Raw genomic sequence first — 17,939 nt, forward strand, 5'->3', positions numbered from 1 at the left:
GATGAGGTTTAAGGTTCACATAAAGATATGTTTATGTCAACAAATCAATTCTGCAAGCGGCATAAAATGTCGTAGTTGAACAGGGCGTTCTTTTCGTGTTTTCCCGTGCTCCGATGGCTCGCCCTCCTGAGCTAGTCGAAGGGCGAACCACGCATTACATCAATGCCCTCTTCCGGCCCTCTTGACCCTCTCGAAGGGCGAAGCACGCATAGCTTCATTGCAATGTCGGTTAACTGTCAGATGGCGGCGGATTGGGGCAGAACAAATGGCATTTGTCCCGCTGGCAGGACACCCACTTTGAGCGCGCACTCATAAACACGTAAAATGCGCTCATCAGTCAGGACATCCTGCGGCGCTCCCACCTTATCCACATGGCCCTTATGCATGACAATGACGCGATCCGCATACATGGAGGTCAGATTGAGATCGTGAAGAATCGCGATCACACCGCCGCCGCGTTTGGCAAAGGATTGCGCGATTTCCATGATGATCAGCTGATGCTTGATATCGAGGCTTGAGACGGGCTCATCGAGAAAGAGAAAGCGCGGTTGATTATCCAGTACCGGCTGCCAAACCTGGCATAATACGCGGGCAAGTTGAACACGTTGCTGCTCGCCGCCGGAAAGCTCCTGGTAGAAACGACCGCCGAATCCGGCAAGGTCAACCATTTCAAGAGCTTCGTCAGGCAGGTGTTCAACGTTCTTTACGGTGCCAAGTGAGCGGCCGCTCGTCAGCCCGAGTTTGATTATTTCACGGACCGTAAATGGAAATGCCAGCGTGGTGGATTGCGGCAGGACGGCGCGCATTGCCGCCATTTGCCAGAGCTTTAAATGTTTGAGGGAATGCCCGTTGATGGTGGCTGTCCCGCTATAGAGCAAATCACCCGAGAGCGCGCGCATAAGCGTGGTTTTGCCCGAACCATTGGGCCCGACAATGACAGTGATCTCTCCGGCCAAAGCATCAAAGCTTGCATTATGCACGATTTGGGTCTTGCCCAGATGAACACCTAAGTCCGAGACGTGAATCATTGTTATAAATCCAGAATGCCGCGTTTGCGCAGCAATATCCAAAGGAAGACTGGAGCCCCGACAGCCGCCGTGACAATACCTATCGGCAGTTCTGCGGGCGCAACGACTGTCCGGCTGACAGCATCGGCCAAAAGCAAAAGGCTGGCTCCAAACAGCGCCGATGCGGGCAGAAGATAGCGGTGATCGGGTCCGATGACGAGCCGCAGCAAATGGGGGACAACCACGCCGACAAACCCGATAACACCGCTCACGGCCACGGAAGCGCCTGTCGCTGCCGCAACGGCGATGATCGCTATGATCTTGAAGCGCTGCACCGGAATGCCGAGATGGTTGGCTGTCGCCTCGCCCAAGGCAAGACCATTAAGGCCGCGCGCCAAAAAGGGCGATACGAGCAATGCAACCACGATGAACGGAGTTGTTGCGGCGATTTTCATCCAGCTTGCTCCGGCCAGTGATCCCAATAGCCAGAAGGTCAGATCGCGAAGCTGGCGATCGTCCGCAATATAGGTAAGCACGCCCATATAGGCTGTCGCCATGGCGCCAAGGGCAATGCCTGCGAGAAGCATGGTGGCGATGGAGGTTTGGCCGCGCCGCGTGGCAACCGTGTAAAGTATGAAGGTGAATGCCAAGGCGCTGACGAAAGCGGCGAGCGGCAGCGAATATAGGCCCAGAAGCGCCATGACGGGTGCCAAGACCGTATTGCCGAGCACGATCACACTAAGCGCTCCAAGGCCAGCCCCGGAGGAGACGCCGACAATGCCAGGATCGGCTAGCGGATTGCGGAAAAGCCCCTGCATGACGGCACCGGAGACGGCAAGCGAAGCGCCGATCAGCGAGCCCAGAATGACACGGGGCAGACGAATATCATAGATGATGATGCTATCGCGCGCCGACAAAGCGTCTGTGCCGCTATTGCCTGTCTGAAACCATGATCCGACAACGGAAACCACTGATGCATCAGAGGCTCCGGCCGTGAGACTGAACATGAAAGTCACGGCAAACGCCAAGCCGAACAACGCGATTACGAACCTGGCCAGAAAAGACCGGTCGCCATCCGCCCGGCCTTTCCTGCTGCCCCGTTCTGAGCGCAGGGAAGCAGGTTTCATGAGAATGGCCTCGCTCATTGGCTTACTGCGTCGCCGTAAAGTCGCTTGGACAAGTCACGAACTGCACTCGCTGTCCGTGGCCCAAAGCCTAGCAGATATTGCCCGCCTATACGTATGATTGCTTTGTTCTCACCTGCTGGTGTTGAGGCAATCGCCTTATTGGCAAGCAGTTCCTTGTCGACTGTCGCGTGATTGTCGCCGCGATCCATTACCAGGATCACATCGGGTTTTGCCAGCAGGATGCTTTCATCGCTCAAAGCCTTGTATCCGGTAAAACCTTCGACAGCATTGTCTGCACCTGCGAGTTTAATGATGCCGTTTGCAGCTGAATGGTCGCCAGCAGCCAGAATCTTTCCGCCCTGAATGCTGAGAACGAACAAAACGCGCTTGCGGGTTTTGATGTCTTTCGTTTCAGCCTGAGCGGCAGCAAGATCGGCTTCAACATCGTCCGCAAGCTTTTTGGCCTTGTCTTCAACGCTGAGCGCTTTGCCGACGATCCGGATTTTCTCCGAAACACTTGTGGCCGTGTAATTTTCAGGAACGAAAACGAAAGGAACACTGGCCTTTTTCAGAAGATCGACAGCTTGCTCCGGGCCGCTGCCTTCCACGGCAATAATCGCAGTCGGATTGATCGAAAGAACACCTTCAGCCGACAAAGCCCGCATATATCCGACATCAGGCAGCGCAAATGCTTCCTTTGGATAGACGCTGGTCGTATCACGCCCGACGAGACGGCCCTGTTCTCCGAGTGCGAAGATGATCTCAGTGATCGAGCCGCCAATGGATACGACCCGGCTGGTATCGGGTAGCGACCCCGAGACTTCCTTGGCAAATGCATGGCTGGAAAGAGCCAGAACCCCGAAAATCCCGGCAAGAGCAGCTAATTTGACAGACTTGGTCATTTTATGCGGCCACACGCATCAGGCGAGGCAGACTCTCCACGAGATTGCGCCAGTCGGGACGTTCATGAGAACCTTCATGACGTTTTCCAAAGAACTGGATAATCATCTCGCCTTCCGCACCATAGGCCTCAAGAGAGGTTACGTGGCCATCTTTGGTCGGTTTGCGCACGGCCCAAAGCTCGGCAATATGATCGGTACGCAGATGCAGATGGAAGGTTTCGTCCATGACATTGATCCATGGACCCATTGGTTTGACATTCTGGACCGGACCGGAATGAATCTGAATGCAGCCGCGATTGCCAACAAAGCACATGATCGGCAATGCTTCCTGTGCCGCATGGTGAACCATTGCTGTCAGCGCATCATTATCCAGCTGCCAGGCATAGTCCTGACCAATCACCTGTACCGCCTGATGACGGGTCATTTCCAGTGAATTCAGGATGCCGAAAAACTCGTGCACATCCTTCATCTGGGTCCAGCGATCCCGCAGGCCGGTAGTATCAAGCTCTTCAAGCTCCCGCTTTTTCTGCTCGAGCTTCGGCAATTCGGTGGTCTCGATCGTCTGGGACTGATCTTCCAGTTTCAGCTTTGCCACCAGAGCTGTGTAGGCTTCCAGATTGGAAGCGGGGCGCAGATGAATCTTGTGAATGGCTTCGCCTGCGGCATCGAAGAATTGCAGGCTGCGGCGAACCACATCGCCATCGTCCTTCTCAACGGCAAAACCATGCGCCCAGGATTTGGGAAACAGGCGCAAGTCGATCTGTTCGCCGAGCATCATCGAGGCATGTTTGCCGACGATGGGCTTGTCATAGACGCCGATCTTTTCATGAACGGCGCTTTCATTGCGGGTAAGCGCCATGACTTCGCCGAGTGCTTCGATCTCGGTCAGGAATGTTTCAATCTGTGGTGTGATACGGGTTGCACTGATACCGCAATAGGCGGCGACGAAATCAGCTTCGGATATAGTCAACTGCTGCGCCAGATCGCGCTCACGCATTTTGGGATTGTCTATTCTTGCCTGGCGGATCGCTTCGGGTGTCATTTTATTACCATTCGTAACGTTGGTGATCGATTGCTGGGTCATTTATTCAGGATGAGTTTGCCTTGGCGGGTGATTTTCAAACGATAGAGCGAGCCGGCATGTTCAATGCCGACTTCGCTTGATCCGTCGAATAGAAGATCACTGCCAAACACGCGGATATCTGATTGTACGGGGCGGCTATAGTCTGCTCGCATGGGCGTCATGTTAGGAAGGCGAACCTGCAGATCGATGATTTGGCGTCGCGACATGGCAATGGCCTTTTCGTGCCTTTCTCAAAGGGTGATGGTTGGTCCAAGACCCCTCTATTTAAACTTGACTACAAGTTTCATCTTTATTACTCAAATTAAATAAGAGTCAATGAGTCATGTTTCAGAATTGACAAAACTGTGATCAGGAAATGGACGTCATGGTGCACAATACACAGGGCCATTTTATCAGGTTTCTGACGCGGCATTCCCTCGGCCTGCTTGCCGCAACGGGATTGCTGGTTCTCGCCGCAGCAGACATTGCGCCAGCGCAGGAAAGTGCCCCACCGGCGCTGACCTTGGAGCTGAATGCACTGCAGCCTTCGGAAAAGGGCTGCCGGCTAACCTTTGTCGTTACCAATAGTCTTGGCGTGGCCTTGGACAAGGTGGGTTTTGAGGTCGCGCTGTTCAATCAGGCTCAGGTGGTCGATCGTATCACCGTGCTGGATTTCAAAGAACTGCCGCAGGGAAAAACCAAAGTGCGCCGCTTTGATCTTGGTGAGCTTGATTGCACGAAAATAACGCGTGTTCTGGTGAATGATTCAACGGAATGCGCGGGGGCCGGGATAGACCCGAAAGCCTGCATCCGGCAGCTGAATCCTACCACAAAATCCGGTATTCAATTTGGAAGTTGATATTGCACTGAATGCTGTGCGTGGTTCGCCCTTCGACAAGCTCAGGAGGGCGGAAGAGGGCATTGATCTAGTGCGTGGTTCGACGGGGCTCACCATGAGGAAAGTAGTGGGTTGCACATCTACCTGAAACGTCTTGCCCGAACGTCTCAAAACCAGCTCCCTGCCAAATCTTCACTTTCCGCATGGTGAGCCCCGTCGAACCACGCACAGCATCAGTGCAATGTCCCAGTTGATCGTAAAGATGGGCTGGCGGCTACTAGCTATTGCAAAACGCTGTTGCAAAAAAGGCCCCTCGCAGGGCCTTTTCCAGCTTCATTCATGTCTGATCAGAATGGTGAATCAGGGAAGTAGAATTCAGCGGCATTATCCTTGGTGACGAGTGTTGCATCAAGAATATAGCTGCCCCGAACCGGAACCTGATCGTAGAAATTGGCAACGGTCAGTTCCATTGCAGTTGCGATCATTGAAGGTGGATAAAGCACGTTGATCGGCGTCATTGTATCGCCATCAGCAACACGCTTGATCATGTCCTTCATGCCCGCACCACCGATAACCATTTTGATATCGGTACGCTTTGCCTGGCTGATGGCTTCAAGAACGCCAACGGCCATATCGTCATCCTGGCACCAGACCGCATCGATCTTCGGGAATTTGGTCAGATAGTCCTGCATGACCTTGAACGCGTCATCGCGCGACCAATTACCAAACTGCTTGTCGAGTACCTTGATGCCGCTACCTGCAATGGCTTCGTCGAAGCCCTTCTGGCGCTCTTCATCGATAACGATAGGAAGGCCGCGGATAACCACGACGTCACCGGTCTTCAATGTGTCTTTCAGATAGGTTCCCGCTACGCGGCCAAGCTCCGGATTGTTGCCGGCAACGTAGAGGTCCTGAACTGTCGGATCGGAAAGCGCGCGGTCAACAACCGTGACGAAGATGCCCTTTTCCTTGACCTGGCGAAGCGGGTCGGTCAATTCATCCGAATTGTGCGGCAAGGTCACCAGAGCGTCCATGCCCTGTGTGGTCAGATCTTCCAGGGCATTGGCCTGCGAAGCGCCGTCAGGCGAAGTCTTCACAGTGATCTTCAGACCCGGATGGGCTTTTTCAAGCAATTTGGCGGCACGTTCAGCGTGATAGACAACGCCGCCGGTCCAACCATGGTCAGCCGCCGGAATCGACACGGCAATATTGACCTGTTTGTCTTGCGCGTAGGCGAAGGTCATTGTCGAGGCGAGTGCCGCCCCCACCAGACCCATCATGAGTTTACGCATTTGTTCTCTCCCAATTTTTCGTTCGGGCCTTGATTTCGGCTCGGTGGGTGGCCCCTTTTCCCCCGTCCCGTCTGAAGAGGCAGCCTCCCGCCCCTATTCGTTGTCATCATTTCTTCTTTTGCAGCGTCCGTTGGACGAGCATTGCAATGATGATGATCGTGCCCTGAACGGCTCCGATCAGATATTCGCTGACAATGTTGGACAGCACCATGATGTTGCCGACGATCTCCAGCATGAAAGCACCGCAGATCGTGCCCCAGATACGCCCGACGCCGCCGCGCAGCGCAGTGCCGCCAATGACCACAGCCGTGATTGCCTGCAACTCCCACAACATGCCGGTTGTTGTCGTTGCGGCCCCAAGGCGCGGAATATAAACGACGACGGCGATGGCGACGCAAATACCTTGCAGCACATAGGTCATGGCGCGCACACGGTTGACGTGGATGCCGGAATATTTCGCTACATCCTCGTTAGAACCGACGGCGATCACATGCCTTCCGAAAGACGTTTTGTACAAAATGAAAGCTGCCAGAATACCGACAATTGCGATGATCCAGACGGGAATGGGCAGCCCGATGAATGTGCCGGTGTAAACAGGCCTGAACAGAGCACGCATCGAAGTTGATTTCATGGCGATGGACCCGCCATCTGCCAGCCAGACCGTGACAGACCGGAAGATTGCCATGGTTCCGAGCGTCACGATAAAGGGTTCGATCTTGCCGATCGTGATGATTGCGCCGTTGAGCAGACCCGCCAAGGCGCCGACGCCAATAGCGACGACAACGCCAACGCAAAGCATCGCCATATCGCCATCAATCGCCGCTGAATTCAAGAACAGCAGCATGATGCCCGCAACCAGCGCAGCCATGGACCCGACAGACAGATCAAGACCGCCAGCCGAGATGACGAAGGTTGCGCCAACGGCAATGATTGCAATGAAAGACGATCTGGTCAGAACGTTGAGAAGATTGTCTATCGACAGGAAGTTCGGATTGATGAGCGCACCAAGGACGAACAGCGCCGCTAGCGCAAGGAAGGGAGCAACGGCTGTCTTGTCCAGATCAGCCAGTTTGCGAAAGGCACCGCGTGTATCGGTATTTGTTGATGTGTCGCTCATGCGTTCCCCGCACTGTAAAGCTCTGCTTCGTTGATCTTGACGCCTGTGGCGTGGACGACGATTTCTTCTTCGGTCATTGCATCGCCTGTCACCTCGCCGACGATGCGCGATGAGCGCATGACGAGGATGCGGTGGCAAATGCCTATCAGTTCCTGCATCTCGGACGAGATAACGATGACGGATTTCCCTGCCTTGGCGAGGTTTGCAATGAACTGATAAATCTGTTCCTTGGTGCCGATATCGATGCCGCGCGTCGGCTCGTCGATAATGACGATGCTCGGTTCCAGCAGCATCATCTTTGCCAATAGGAGCTTCTGCTGATTGCCGCCCGAAAGCTGCCCGGCCAGAAGATCACGGCGACGGGCGCGAATATCGAAATCGCTGATCGCTTTATCGAGACTTTTATCCTCCCGCTTGCGTTCTATCAGCGGTCCTTTGGTGAATTTTTCGAGCGTGGCCAGCGTAAGGTTTGTACGCAGGTCCTGCGCCAGAAGAAGTCCTTTGCCCTTGCGATCTTCGCTCAAGTAAACAATGCCTGCCGCCATGCTGTCACGCACGGTGTGGAATGTGATGGGCTTGCCATTAAATTCAATCGTGCCACTGCCATGGCGCAATCCGACAATGCCCTCAAGCAGCTCTGTACGCCCAGCGCCGATCAGACCGGCAAAGCCGAGGATCTCACCTTTTCGCAGGGTAAAGGATGCGTCACGGGCATAGCCCGGCACGTCGAAATTCTTGACTTCAAGCACCGTCTGGTGCGCGGCCGTATCCTCGCGCTCAGGATAAAGTTTTGACATATCCCGGCCGACCATTAATCGCGCCATATCGACTGGCTGCAATTCAGAGGCGTTGCGGGTTGTAATGAGCTTACCATCGCGCAAGACTGTGATGCGATCTGCAATCGCAGCCACTTCAGGCAGGCGATGCGAGATATAGAGAATGGCCACGCCCTTGTCGCGCAGGTCGCGGATGACTTTGAGCAGCGCTTCGGTTTCGATGGGGGTGAGCGAGGCTGTCGGCTCATCGAAAATGACAACACGGTGCGGCACCTGCAATGCACGGGCGATCTGGACCAATTGACGCCGCGCAATGGAAAGGCGGGCAATCTGCGTGGTCGGATCGATATCGGCTCCGAGGCTTCGAACAGCCTCCGCTGACTGCCTGTTCATCTCACGGTCGTTGACCATAAGGCCGCGCTTTAGCTCACGCCCCATGAAAATGTTCTGGGCAACGGTCAGGTCCGGTGCAAGCAGAATTTCCTGATGCACCAGGACCAGACCGCGATGTTCCGCATCGACGGGACCGGCAAAGCTCACGGGCTCATTATCAATGGCAACGGAACCGCGTGTCGGCTTGAGGTGCCCGCTGAGGAGTTTCATCAGCGTGGACTTGCCCGCGCCGTTTTCGCCGATGATCGCATGGACCTCGCCCGGCATGATCGACAGGCTGATATCGGTCAAAACTTCCACGGGACCAAACGCCTTGGCAATGCCGCGTGCTTCCAGCACCGGTACGTTCGAGGCGTTCAAGGGTTTATTTGTCTCCATCACACCTTCGTCCAAACGCCGCCAGCCTTCGAAGACTTGACCGCAGCTTCAATGAATTCCATGCCGGCCAAGCCATCCTGAACGGTTGGATAAATGACATCCTTCGGCAGTTTTTTGCCGCTGCGAGCCGCAAGAATTGCCTGCGCTGCCTCGGTATAGATATTGGCAAAGCCCTCAAGATAACCCTCAGGATGCCCGCCGGGAACGCGCGTTACGCGCGCCGCTTCCGGCGATGCACCCGCGCCGCCGCGGGTCAGCAATTGCTTGGGCTTGCCGAAGGGCGTGTACCAGAGATAATTCGGATCGGCCTGCGTCCATTCCAGCCCACCCTTGGTACCATATATGCGCAGCTTCAGGCCATTCTCATTGCCCGGAGCGACCTGGCTTGCCCAGATCATACCTTTTGCGCCGCCCTCAAAGCGCATCAGAATCTGAACGTCATCATCAAGAACGCGGCCTTCGCCAAAACTGGTCAACTCGGCGCAAAGTTGCTTGAGCTTCAAACCCGACACGAAGCAAGCAAGATTATAGGCATGGGTGCCAATATCGCCGATGGCGCCGCCGGCACCCGAACGCTTGGGATCAACGCGCCATTCGGCCTGTTTCGAACCGGAGCTTTCTGTCTTCTCGGTCATCCAATCCTGGGGATATTCAGCCTGCACCACGCGAATGGTTCCAAGCAAACCCTTTTCCACCATGGCACGCGCCTGCCGCATCATGGGGTAGCCAGTGTAATTATGGGTAACCACGAAAAGCTTGCCGGTCTTGTCTACCAGAGAGACAAGCTCCTTTGCTTCCTTGACAGTCGTGGTCAGCGGCTTGTCGCAAATGACGTGAATGCCAGCTTTGAGAAAAGCCTTTGCTGCCGGTGCGTGCATGTGGTTTGGTGTGACGATGGAAACGGCCTCGATGCCATCAGGACGCTTGGCCTCCGCTTTTGCCATTTCTTCGAAAGATGTATAGGCGCGATCATCGGCGATGCCGAGTTCGCGGGCTGACGCCTTGGCGCGCGCAGCATCGGATGAGAGTGCGCCTGCAACCAGCTCAAACTGGTCATCCATACGCAGCGCGATGCGGTGAACCGCGCCGATGAAAGCGCCCTGCCCGCCACCGACCATGCCGATACGGATGCGCTTGCTCGCAGGCTTTTCTTTTGATGCTCCAATGGCCATTGCTTTACCCTCTTACTTCAAGCCAAGAATACGGCGATTGGCCGCGTCGTCGGTGCCGGACCCGGCAAAATCATCAAATGCCCGCTCGGTCACGCGGATCAGATGAGCGTCGATGAATTGGGCACCTTCGCGCGCGCCATCTTCGGGGTGTTTCAACGCGCATTCCCATTCCAGCACTGCCCAGCCATCGAAATCATAGGCAGTCAGCTTTGAAAAGATTGCGCCGAAATCCACCTGTCCATCGCCCAGCGAGCGGAAACGCCCGGCACGGTTCACCCAGGATTGGAAGCCGCCATAGACACCCTGCCGTCCTGTCGGGTTGAACTCGGCGTCCTTCACATGGAAGGCTTTGATACGCTCATGATAGATGTCGATATAATCAAGATAGTCGAGCTGCTGCAGCACGAAATGCGAAGGATCATAAAGAAGATTGGCGCGCGAATGGTTGTTCACCCGCTCCAGAAACATCTCGTAGGTTATGCCGTCATGCAGATCTTCGCCGGGGTGAATTTCATAGGCAGCATCGACGCCTTGCTCATCGAAATAGTCGAGAATAGGTGTCCAGCGTTTTGCCAGTTCATCAAACGCCGCTTCGACCAGACCTGCCGGACGCTGTGGGAATGGATAGAGAAAAGGCCATGCCAGCGCACCGGAAAAGGTGGGAACGGTCTTAAGGCCCAGATGCTTGGACGCCCGCGCCGCCCGCTTCAGCTGATCAACAGCCCATTCCTGCCGCGCCGCTGGGTTGCCATGCACTTCAGGCGCAGCAAAGCCATCCATGAGTTCGTCATAAACAGGATGAACGGCAACGAGCTGACCTTGGAGATGGGTTGCAAGCTCCGTGATCGTCAGGCCGTGGGACGCTGCTGTCCCGGCGATCTCATCGCAATAGTCCTTGGAGTCGGAAGCTTTCTTCAGATCAATGAGACGCCCGTCCCAGGCAGGAATCTGGATACCCTTATAGCCATGGCCAGCGGCCCAACCGCACATGCCATCCAGCGTATTGAACGGCGCAGCATCGCCCGCAAACTGTGCGAGAAAAATGGCGGGTCCTTTAATCGTCTTCATATGTATTCCTCCAATTCCAAAATATAGCCGTCAGGGCATGTTGTCCCTGAGAAAGATGTCGATGCGGATATGTTCCTGCCCCGAAACAATGGGGCGGCCCTCTTTCAGGGCAGTCAGGATGCGCGCGGCGCTGCGGGCCATGTGGCCCACATCCTGATTGATGATTGCGTCGATTGTGCCACGCACAAGGTGACGGCGTGTTGACGACGTCAATTCGTGGGCAACAAAAATCATGTCAGATGTGCGCCCGGACGTTTCCAGGGCAGCGATGACACCAGCCTGCCCTCCCCCGGCATTATAGATCGCAACTGTGTCGGGGTGATCTTCGATCAGTGACCGGCAGACGGCTTCCACCCGGGCATTTTCGTCGCGTGCTTCGCGAACCGGCAGGACTTCAAGATTGGGGTATTCGCGTGCAAGAACCTGTTCAAAGCCGAATTGCCGCTCGACATGATCACGCAGTGCCAGCGAACCTGCAATCATCCCGACCTTGCCTTTGCGGGTTCCAACGAAGCGGCCGATCAGCGATGCGGCGGTGCGGCCTGCCGCAAAATTGTCGATGCCGACATAATGCGCACGCCGTGAGTTGGGCACGTCTGATACGAGCGTCAGGACAACAACGCCGGAATCGGCCAGTGTATTTATGGCCTCGGTAACAGCAGGGTGATCCAGAGCGACAACGGCGACGCCATCAATGCCTCTTGGAAGCTTTTCCAAGGCGGTGGCAAGTGCTTCGCCATCGAATGTATCGACATATTGAATGGTCAGGCGCACCCGCTCCTGTAATTGACGTTCGCGAGTAGCGCGAAACTCGGCAGCAAGAGCCTGCATGAATTCATTTTCGCCGGTGGGGAGAATGATGCGGAAATCGTAATCGCGTCCGCGAGCCAGCCGCGACGCATGGGGATCAGGAAGGAAGCCAAGCTGTTTGATAGCCGCATTGACGCGTTGGATCGTGCGCGCATGCACACCTATCCTCCCGTTTACCACGCGATCAACCGTTGCAAGACTGACACCGGCTTCTCGGGCGACGTCTTCAAGCGTCATTTTCACCACGAGAATTCTCCTCCGCCTGAAATAGTAATTCAGTCAAATGAGGTGTGCAACTCTTTTTGAGCTTTTTTGATGGGAATTTGATGGGATTGAAATACTGCTTGCAGCGCTACAGCCTGCGCCTCCATCGATGATGAAGGGCACGCGGCGGAAGCGATGCGGAAACGCGGCGAGAACCTGAGGGGGCGAGGACCAAGTCAATCAGCTTCCTGACCCCATCTTGTGATCATTGGCGTTCAGGGTTCGTTTCGGCCTATCTTGAACGGCAATATCATTTCATAAGACCTCGCAAGGCTAAGCAGGCGAGCATCCGTTCTAGGTCGGCCTATGAGCTGCATACCCATCGGGAGGCCATTGCGAAACCCGACTGGTACATTGACAACCGGACATCCGGAAAGCGTCGCCAGAGCAACGACTTCCATCCAGCGATGGTAACTGTCCATTTTTCTGTCGCCGATCATTTCGGGCCAATGCAGGTCGGCATCGAACGGGAAAACCTGCGCGGAAGGAATGGCGAGAAAATCATATGTCTGGAACAATTCAAGCATGGTTGCATACCAGGCTGTCCTTGTCTGACTGGCATTAAGGATGTCGATGGCCGACAGGGAAAGACAACCTTCCACCTCCCATTGCGCTTCATCCTTGAGAAGAGCCCGCTTTGCCGGATCGTCATAGAGTGGCTTGAGTCTGGCGCTCAAATTGAATTGACGAAGGGTTGTAAAACAACCCCAAAGTGCCTCAAAGTCGAAATTTGGCAGGACTGGCTCTATTGTGCATTCAATATCGGTCATGGTTTTCAAAGCCGTTTCGCAAAGATCGATAATGCCAGGCTCGAAAACCAGATGGCCGCCAAGATCGCCCAGCCAGCCTATACGAGACGGACCAATTTGTTCATGGCAACTTTGGACAAAGGAAGCAGCCGGTCGCTCTATAGATAGAGGCGCTCGCGGTTCATATCCGGCTTGCACGTCCAACAGGAATGCCAGATCTTCGACGCTGCGGGCCATGGGACCTTCAGTGCCGAGCTGGGAAAAAAATGAATCCGCCGCGGGCCAATTTGGCACCAGCCCCTGAGAGGGACGAAAACCGAAAATATTGTTGAATGCCGCAGGATTACGCAAAGACCCGCCAAAATCACTGCCATCAGCAACGGGTAGCATTCTCAAGGCAACAGCGACCGCAGCTCCGCCGCTCGAACCGCCCGCAGATTTCGACGCATCGAAAGCATTGCGGGTGATGCCGAAAACAGGATTGTAGGTGTGAGATCCCAAACCGAATTCAGGTGTGTTCGTTTTTCCAATAATCAGGGCGCCCGCACTTCGCAATCGCTCCACCGAGAGCGAGTCCATTTCGGGCACAAAGTTTGCATAGATCGGGGACCCGAATGTGGTTCTCAAGCCCTTTGTCATGGACAGGTCTTTAATGGCAATGGGAAGACCATGAAGTGGACCCGTCGGGCCGTGACGGGAAAGCATCTCATCGGCAGCGCTTGCTTCTGCCAGGATTTCGTCTCGAGGGCGTAAGGATATGATGGCATTGTGGACCGGATTTAAACTGTCGATCCGGCTCAGAAAATCCAGTGTTATATCGTAGCAGGAAGCAGTTCGAGCTTGGACGAGACGGCTGAGTTCGGCGGCACCAAATATGGAATAATCAGTCAATAGTCACTCCTGATCGCATGAGGAATGCGGTATGTGGTTTGCAACCAGGCCTTGAACTTGCGGCTGGCCTTACCGAGCAAGCCAGGCATTGAAGCGCTCTGTCAATACTTCCAGATTGTCGGTCCAGAAATTTTGATTCAGGCGGAATGCCAGATTTTCTCCAACGGGCATGATGTTTTTTCTTTCACCCGGGATGCGAGCTGGTCGTCCAGTTGAATGTGGCCGGCATTGCCGGCCACAAGATTTTATGCGGGTCTTTCTTCGGCAGCATTGGGCCGCCACTTGATGAGCTTGCCTTCAGCGACATCGAGAATTCTGTCGATAATCAGGACGAATACTGCCAGAATAATGATGCCGGCAAATACGCCAACCGCGTCGAAATTGCCTTCTGCCTGGGCGATAAGGTAGCCCAATCCAGCGGAAGCACCGAGATATTCCCCGATAATGGCGCCGACCACTGCAAAGCCTACTGACGTGCGCAGCGATGATAAAATCCAGCTTGCCGCAGCAGGAAAATAGACATGCCTCAACAAATCCGACCGTTTGGCACCGAGGATTTTCGCGTTGGCAAGCACAACAGGATTGACTTCGCGTACGCCCTGCATGGCATTGAAAAACGTAATGAAGAACACCAGCGTGACAGCCAACGCTACTTTCGACCAAAGGCCCAAGCCAAGCCAAAGAACAAAGATCGGCGCGAGAACGACACGGGGAATTGCATTGAGGCCCTTGATAAAGGGATCAAGGATGCGGGCTGCACTGCGGCTGAGACCAAGCCAAACACCGGCGGCGACGCCGAGCGCCGTGCCTATGACATAGCCGAGAACGGTTTCTGTCAACGTAATGGAGACATGCTTGTAGAAGCTTGGTTGGATAATCCAGGTAACAATCTGGTTGAAGATATCCAGAGGAGCTGGAAAGAAGAATACGTCGATGACACCGGCGGTTACGCCCAGTTGCCAGCCACCGAGAATAAAAACCAGAATACCCAGCTGGATGATGCGTTCAGTCACGACGTTCATAGCTTTTCTCCACTTCGCCGCGCAGGCTTGCCCAGATATTTCGGTACAGATCCATAAAGCGTGGATCGAGTTTGATTTCCGCGACATCGCGAGGCCGTTCCAGCTCAACGGGGAAGCTTTCTATGACCCGTGAACGCGGCCCGGCCGCAAGGATGGCGACGCGGTCGCCAAGAGCAATGGCTTCCTCCAAATCATGCGTGATCATCACGACGGCCCGACGCTCTTCCTGCCAGAGCCGTAGAAGTTCGTTCTGCATCAAATGTCGGGTGTGGATGTCGAGCGCGGAAAATGGCTCGTCCATCAAGATGACCTTTGGCGCTGCGATCAGCGCCTGCGCCATCTGTACGCGCTTGCGCTGGCCGCCCGACAACTGGTGCGGATACCGATGCTCGAACCCTTTAAGGCCAACCTTTGCAAGCCAGTTCATCGAGCGTTCGCGGCGCTCTTTGACTGCAATACCTTTAAACATCAGACTGAGTTCGACATTTTCGATGGAGGTCTTCCACGGCAGCAACGCATCTTGCTGGAAGAGATAGCCAATATCATTCTGGATGTTATTGATGAGCGTGCCATCAATACTCACCGTTCCCTTCGTTGGCTTCAGCAGACCGGCAATAGCATTCAAAATGGTGCTCTTGCCGCAGCCCGTGGGCCCAACGATGGCGAGAAACTCGCCATCGGCAACAGTCAAGTTGACATCCTGTACAGCTACATAGGTGCCAAATGACATTTCAACCGAGTCAATCGATACCATCGGCCTCGTATCTTGCTCGCCCGGTTGGACGGGCACGGGTTTTAACATAGCCAATGACATGGCTTCCTCCTCGGATCAGTTAGTGGTCTTGCCAGTCACCTTGTTCACGAAATCATTCGTGTAGGTTTTAGAAAGATCGATGGTTGTATTGGCTACTTTCTCATTGAAGCTTTTGAGAACAGCCAACGGCGTTTGAACGTCTGTATCGTTGAATTTGCCACCAACCGAGAAGATGGGCTTGGCATTCTGGACTGCCTTCACATAGGTTTCCCGATCTCCGGAAATGAACTCTTTGGGAAGCTTCTCAACGATTTCCTCAGCGCTGTGGTTGTTCATCCATTCCAGCGCTGCAACGGTCGCATTCGTGACCTTCTGGATCGTTTCAGGGTTTTCGTCGATGTAAGACTGCGTGGCATAGAGTACCGATGTGGGATAAATTCCGCCGTAGATTTCCTTGGCACCTTCATCGCTACGGGCATCGATCAGAATCTTGCCGACACCCTTGGCTTCGATGAATGTCGCCGCCGGATCGTAATTGACCAGCAGGTCGACCTTGCCCTGTTCCAGCGCCGCAACAGCAGCCGAACCGGAACCGACGCCGATCAGCGAAACATCATCCGCCGACAGTTTGTGACGCTGTAAATAGTAACGAACGAAAAAGTCTGATGATGAGCCCGGGGCGGTGATGCCGATTTTGGCTCCTTTGATCGTTTCGGGCTTGGCCGGATCGAAAGTGGCGTTTTTTCCTCCGGCAAGAACGAGGCCCGAATTGCGTGCCAGAAGCACGAAACCGACGACTGCCTTGTTCTGCGACTGCATCTGGATCGTATGGTCGTAAAAGCCAACGGCGATATCGGTTGAGCCCGCGACAAGCGCCTGGAGCGTCTTCGATCCACCGGAGGCGAAATTCTCAACAGTTACCTCAAGGCCCTCTTTTTCATAGAGACCCAACCCCGCCGCTACCGGAAAAGGCAGATTGTTGAGATTATAGGATCCGACGCTGATGCGAACGGGTTCGGCGAGAGCCGTTCCAGCAAAAGCCACGGTTGCCGCAAGCGCGAGCACGAGTTTACGCATGATGTTTCCTCCGATTGTAATGTTGTTTGGCTACCCTCCCGGTAGCCATTTCAAATTATGCCGCGCGAACGATGCTGCCGAGCGGCTTTGCAAAGACATGTCCTTCGAATAGTCTCCGCGCTGTTCTAAGTATTCCTGCCACGACCTTTCCTTCGCGGGAATCCAGTTTTACGTCCAGGTGACCACTTGGATGTTCCAGGCTGAGGATCACTGGCGGGGTGTGTTTGCCGATCAGCGATGATGCGATCGTACCTTCACTAATGCATGCGGTTGCAATGCCAACGGCACCCGTCGTCGCCAGGGATGGATGACATTCGTCCGGCATGAAATAACGGACATTGAGATCTCCGCCATTTCTCGGTTTGGAAATCAATACCGGTTTTGGCGTGACCTGATTGCTAACATCTCCCATTCCCATGAGCCGGCCAGCTTCGAGCCGCAAATGCTTCAGCCGTTTCAGCAAGGCGTCATTGCTGTTGAGATCGGCCGCCGTTTCATATCCGCTTACTCCGACTGCTTCAGCCTCAACCAGCACCATAGGCATGGCGCAATCAATACAGGTAACGTCGACACCATCGATGCGATCACGTGCGTTTCCCGTGGGGAAGAGTTTTCCCGTTCGAGCACCGGCTGCATCCATAAAAGTCAACGCGATCGGCGCCGCCAGTCCGGGAACGCCGTCGATTGCCGCATCTCCGAGATAAGCAACCTTTCCACCGGGGGTTGGAACCTCCGCTTCGATCAACTTGCCCGTATTAACATTGTGAATTCTGACGCGAGTCAAAGGCCCTGTCGCCGCTACGAGCCCCGCCTCAATCGCAAAGGGTCCAACGGCTGCCAACATATTCCCGCAATTTGGCGAGGTATCGACCAATTGCTGATCAATCCGAATTTGCGCAAACAGATAATCAACATCCGCGCCAGCAATGCTGGAGGGTCCGACAATGGCCACCTTGCTCGTGACCGGATTGCCGCCCCCTATCCCGTCGATTTGAAGAGGATGTCCGGAGCCCATTAAAGACAGAAGAATCACATCACGCTCTGCGCTATTGGAAGGCAGGTCTGACGAAAGGAAGAAGGGTCCTTTTGAGGTGCCGCCCCGCATGAGAACACAGGGAATGGACATCAGGTCGTTCATTATTGCTTCACCTACCGATGTGATTTAGGTATCAATGGCCTTATTTGTTCCAGTAAACGGTATTATGATTGATATGTGAAATGCGAAAATCCGAGGGAATG

17 protein-coding genes are annotated in these 17,939 nt (G+C 54.6%); 1 reads left to right on the top strand and 16 read right to left on the bottom strand.

What is annotated here, in order from left to right:
• Positions 1-236: 236 nt before the first annotated feature.
• From V9K92_RS20465 to hemP, 5 genes are read right to left on the bottom strand one after another with little or no spacing between them, the layout of a single operon-like run.
• Entirely contained in the window at positions 237-1,028 is a 792-nt protein-coding gene (locus V9K92_RS20465) for a heme ABC transporter ATP-binding protein (protein ID WP_115053708.1), read from the bottom strand.
• Positions 1,029-1,030: 2 nt separating this feature from the next.
• Positions 1,031-2,134: a FecCD family ABC transporter permease gene (locus tag V9K92_RS20470; protein WP_337354811.1), complete on the bottom strand. Its 1,104-nt coding sequence runs from the start codon at positions 2,132-2,134 to the stop codon at positions 1,031-1,033.
• 14 nt (positions 2,135-2,148) lie between these two features.
• Positions 2,149-3,036 carry a heme/hemin ABC transporter substrate-binding protein gene (locus V9K92_RS20475; RefSeq protein ID WP_337354812.1) on the bottom strand — a complete coding sequence of 296 codons (888 nt, stop codon included), beginning with the start codon at positions 3,034-3,036 and terminating at the stop codon, positions 2,149-2,151.
• A gap of 1 nt (position 3,037) precedes the next feature.
• The gene (locus tag V9K92_RS20480) at positions 3,038-4,078 is read right to left on the bottom strand and encodes a hemin-degrading factor (RefSeq protein WP_337354813.1); all 1,041 of its coding nucleotides are present in this window, start codon (positions 4,076-4,078) and stop codon (positions 3,038-3,040) included.
• Between the two features lie 38 nt (positions 4,079-4,116).
• The gene (hemP, locus tag V9K92_RS20485) at positions 4,117-4,272 is read right to left on the bottom strand and encodes a hemin uptake protein HemP (RefSeq protein WP_307276008.1); all 156 of its coding nucleotides are present in this window, start codon (positions 4,270-4,272) and stop codon (positions 4,117-4,119) included.
• 212 nt (positions 4,273-4,484) lie between these two features.
• On the opposite strand from hemP, the gene V9K92_RS20490 reads away from it, so the two are divergent.
• On the top strand, positions 4,485-4,958 hold the full coding sequence (locus V9K92_RS20490) for a hypothetical protein (protein ID WP_336441958.1): 474 nt from the start codon (positions 4,485-4,487) through the stop codon (positions 4,956-4,958).
• 326 nt (positions 4,959-5,284) lie between these two features.
• Here the strand turns inward: V9K92_RS20490 and V9K92_RS20495 are convergent, their stop codons facing one another.
• The 11 genes from V9K92_RS20495 to V9K92_RS20545 form a co-directional block, all read right to left on the bottom strand.
• Positions 5,285-6,229 (bottom strand): substrate-binding domain-containing protein, encoded by a 945-nt coding sequence (locus tag V9K92_RS20495; protein ID WP_115053711.1) that lies wholly within the window; start codon positions 6,227-6,229, stop codon positions 5,285-5,287.
• Positions 6,230-6,335: 106 nt separating this feature from the next.
• Complete coding sequence (locus V9K92_RS20500; protein ID WP_115053712.1) at positions 6,336-7,346, bottom strand: ABC transporter permease; 1,011 nt, start codon at positions 7,344-7,346, stop codon at positions 6,336-6,338.
• Positions 7,343-8,893, bottom strand: coding sequence for an ATP-binding cassette domain-containing protein (locus tag V9K92_RS20505; RefSeq protein ID WP_115053713.1), 1,551 nt, complete (start codon positions 8,891-8,893; stop codon positions 7,343-7,345). Before V9K92_RS20505 ends, V9K92_RS20500 begins: the two co-directional genes overlap by 4 nt.
• Positions 8,893-10,065 (bottom strand): Gfo/Idh/MocA family protein, encoded by a 1,173-nt coding sequence (locus V9K92_RS20510; RefSeq protein WP_115053714.1) that lies wholly within the window; start codon positions 10,063-10,065, stop codon positions 8,893-8,895. Before V9K92_RS20510 ends, V9K92_RS20505 begins: the two co-directional genes overlap by 1 nt.
• Positions 10,066-10,077: 12 nt before the next feature.
• Positions 10,078-11,133, bottom strand: a complete 1,056-nt coding sequence (locus tag V9K92_RS20515) for a sugar phosphate isomerase/epimerase family protein (protein WP_307275924.1) — start codon at positions 11,131-11,133, stop codon at positions 10,078-10,080.
• Between the two features lie 30 nt (positions 11,134-11,163).
• A complete protein-coding gene (locus V9K92_RS20520; RefSeq protein WP_307276003.1) occupies positions 11,164-12,180 on the bottom strand; it encodes a LacI family DNA-binding transcriptional regulator in 1,017 nt (338 codons plus the stop codon).
• 242 nt (positions 12,181-12,422) lie between these two features.
• Entirely contained in the window at positions 12,423-13,847 is a 1,425-nt protein-coding gene (locus V9K92_RS20525; protein WP_337354814.1) for an amidase, read from the bottom strand.
• 245 nt (positions 13,848-14,092) lie between these two features.
• On the bottom strand, positions 14,093-14,869 hold the full coding sequence (locus tag V9K92_RS20530; RefSeq protein WP_115053717.1) for an ABC transporter permease: 777 nt from the start codon (positions 14,867-14,869) through the stop codon (positions 14,093-14,095).
• Complete coding sequence (locus V9K92_RS20535; protein WP_337354815.1) at positions 14,853-15,683, bottom strand: ABC transporter ATP-binding protein; 831 nt, start codon at positions 15,681-15,683, stop codon at positions 14,853-14,855. The genes V9K92_RS20530 and V9K92_RS20535 overlap by 17 nt, the downstream gene beginning before the upstream one ends.
• Before the next feature lie 15 nt (positions 15,684-15,698).
• Positions 15,699-16,700: an ABC transporter substrate-binding protein gene (locus tag V9K92_RS20540; protein ID WP_307275914.1), complete on the bottom strand. Its 1,002-nt coding sequence runs from the start codon at positions 16,698-16,700 to the stop codon at positions 15,699-15,701.
• 55 nt (positions 16,701-16,755) lie between these two features.
• Positions 16,756-17,838, bottom strand: a complete 1,083-nt coding sequence (locus V9K92_RS20545; RefSeq protein ID WP_115053720.1) for a 4-oxalomesaconate tautomerase — start codon at positions 17,836-17,838, stop codon at positions 16,756-16,758.
• Positions 17,839-17,939: the final 101 nt, after the last annotated feature.

It is taken from the genome of Phyllobacterium sp. CCNWLW109, from assembly GCF_037203905.1.
In the GTDB taxonomy this organism is placed as follows: domain Bacteria; phylum Pseudomonadota; class Alphaproteobacteria; order Rhizobiales; family Rhizobiaceae; genus Phyllobacterium; species Phyllobacterium ifriqiyense.

Coding starts and splice junctions, on each gene's coding strand:
- V9K92_RS20545 (WP_115053720.1), bottom strand. CDS start 17,838: ATGAACGACCTGATGTCCATTCCCTGTGTTCTCATGCGGGGCGGCACC.
- V9K92_RS20535 (WP_337354815.1), bottom strand. CDS start 15,683: ATGTCATTGGCTATGTTAAAACCCGTGCCCGTCCAACCGGGCGAGCAA.
- V9K92_RS20490 (WP_336441958.1), top strand. CDS start 4,485: ATGGTGCACAATACACAGGGCCATTTTATCAGGTTTCTGACGCGGCAT.
- V9K92_RS20530 (WP_115053717.1), bottom strand. CDS start 14,869: ATGAACGTCGTGACTGAACGCATCATCCAGCTGGGTATTCTGGTTTTT.
- V9K92_RS20465 (WP_115053708.1), bottom strand. CDS start 1,028: ATGATTCACGTCTCGGACTTAGGTGTTCATCTGGGCAAGACCCAAATC.
- V9K92_RS20505 (WP_115053713.1), bottom strand. CDS start 8,893: ATGGAGACAAATAAACCCTTGAACGCCTCGAACGTACCGGTGCTGGAA.
- V9K92_RS20495 (WP_115053711.1), bottom strand. CDS start 6,229: ATGCGTAAACTCATGATGGGTCTGGTGGGGGCGGCACTCGCCTCGACA.
- V9K92_RS20480 (WP_337354813.1), bottom strand. CDS start 4,078: ATGACACCCGAAGCGATCCGCCAGGCAAGAATAGACAATCCCAAAATG.
- V9K92_RS20540 (WP_307275914.1), bottom strand. CDS start 16,700: ATGCGTAAACTCGTGCTCGCGCTTGCGGCAACCGTGGCTTTTGCTGGA.
- V9K92_RS20475 (WP_337354812.1), bottom strand. CDS start 3,036: ATGACCAAGTCTGTCAAATTAGCTGCTCTTGCCGGGATTTTCGGGGTT.
- hemP (WP_307276008.1), bottom strand. CDS start 4,272: ATGCGAGCAGACTATAGCCGCCCCGTACAATCAGATATCCGCGTGTTT.
- V9K92_RS20515 (WP_307275924.1), bottom strand. CDS start 11,133: ATGAAGACGATTAAAGGACCCGCCATTTTTCTCGCACAGTTTGCGGGC.
- V9K92_RS20470 (WP_337354811.1), bottom strand. CDS start 2,134: ATGAAACCTGCTTCCCTGCGCTCAGAACGGGGCAGCAGGAAAGGCCGG.
- V9K92_RS20520 (WP_307276003.1), bottom strand. CDS start 12,180: ATGACGCTTGAAGACGTCGCCCGAGAAGCCGGTGTCAGTCTTGCAACG.
- V9K92_RS20510 (WP_115053714.1), bottom strand. CDS start 10,065: ATGGCCATTGGAGCATCAAAAGAAAAGCCTGCGAGCAAGCGCATCCGT.
- V9K92_RS20500 (WP_115053712.1), bottom strand. CDS start 7,346: ATGAGCGACACATCAACAAATACCGATACACGCGGTGCCTTTCGCAAA.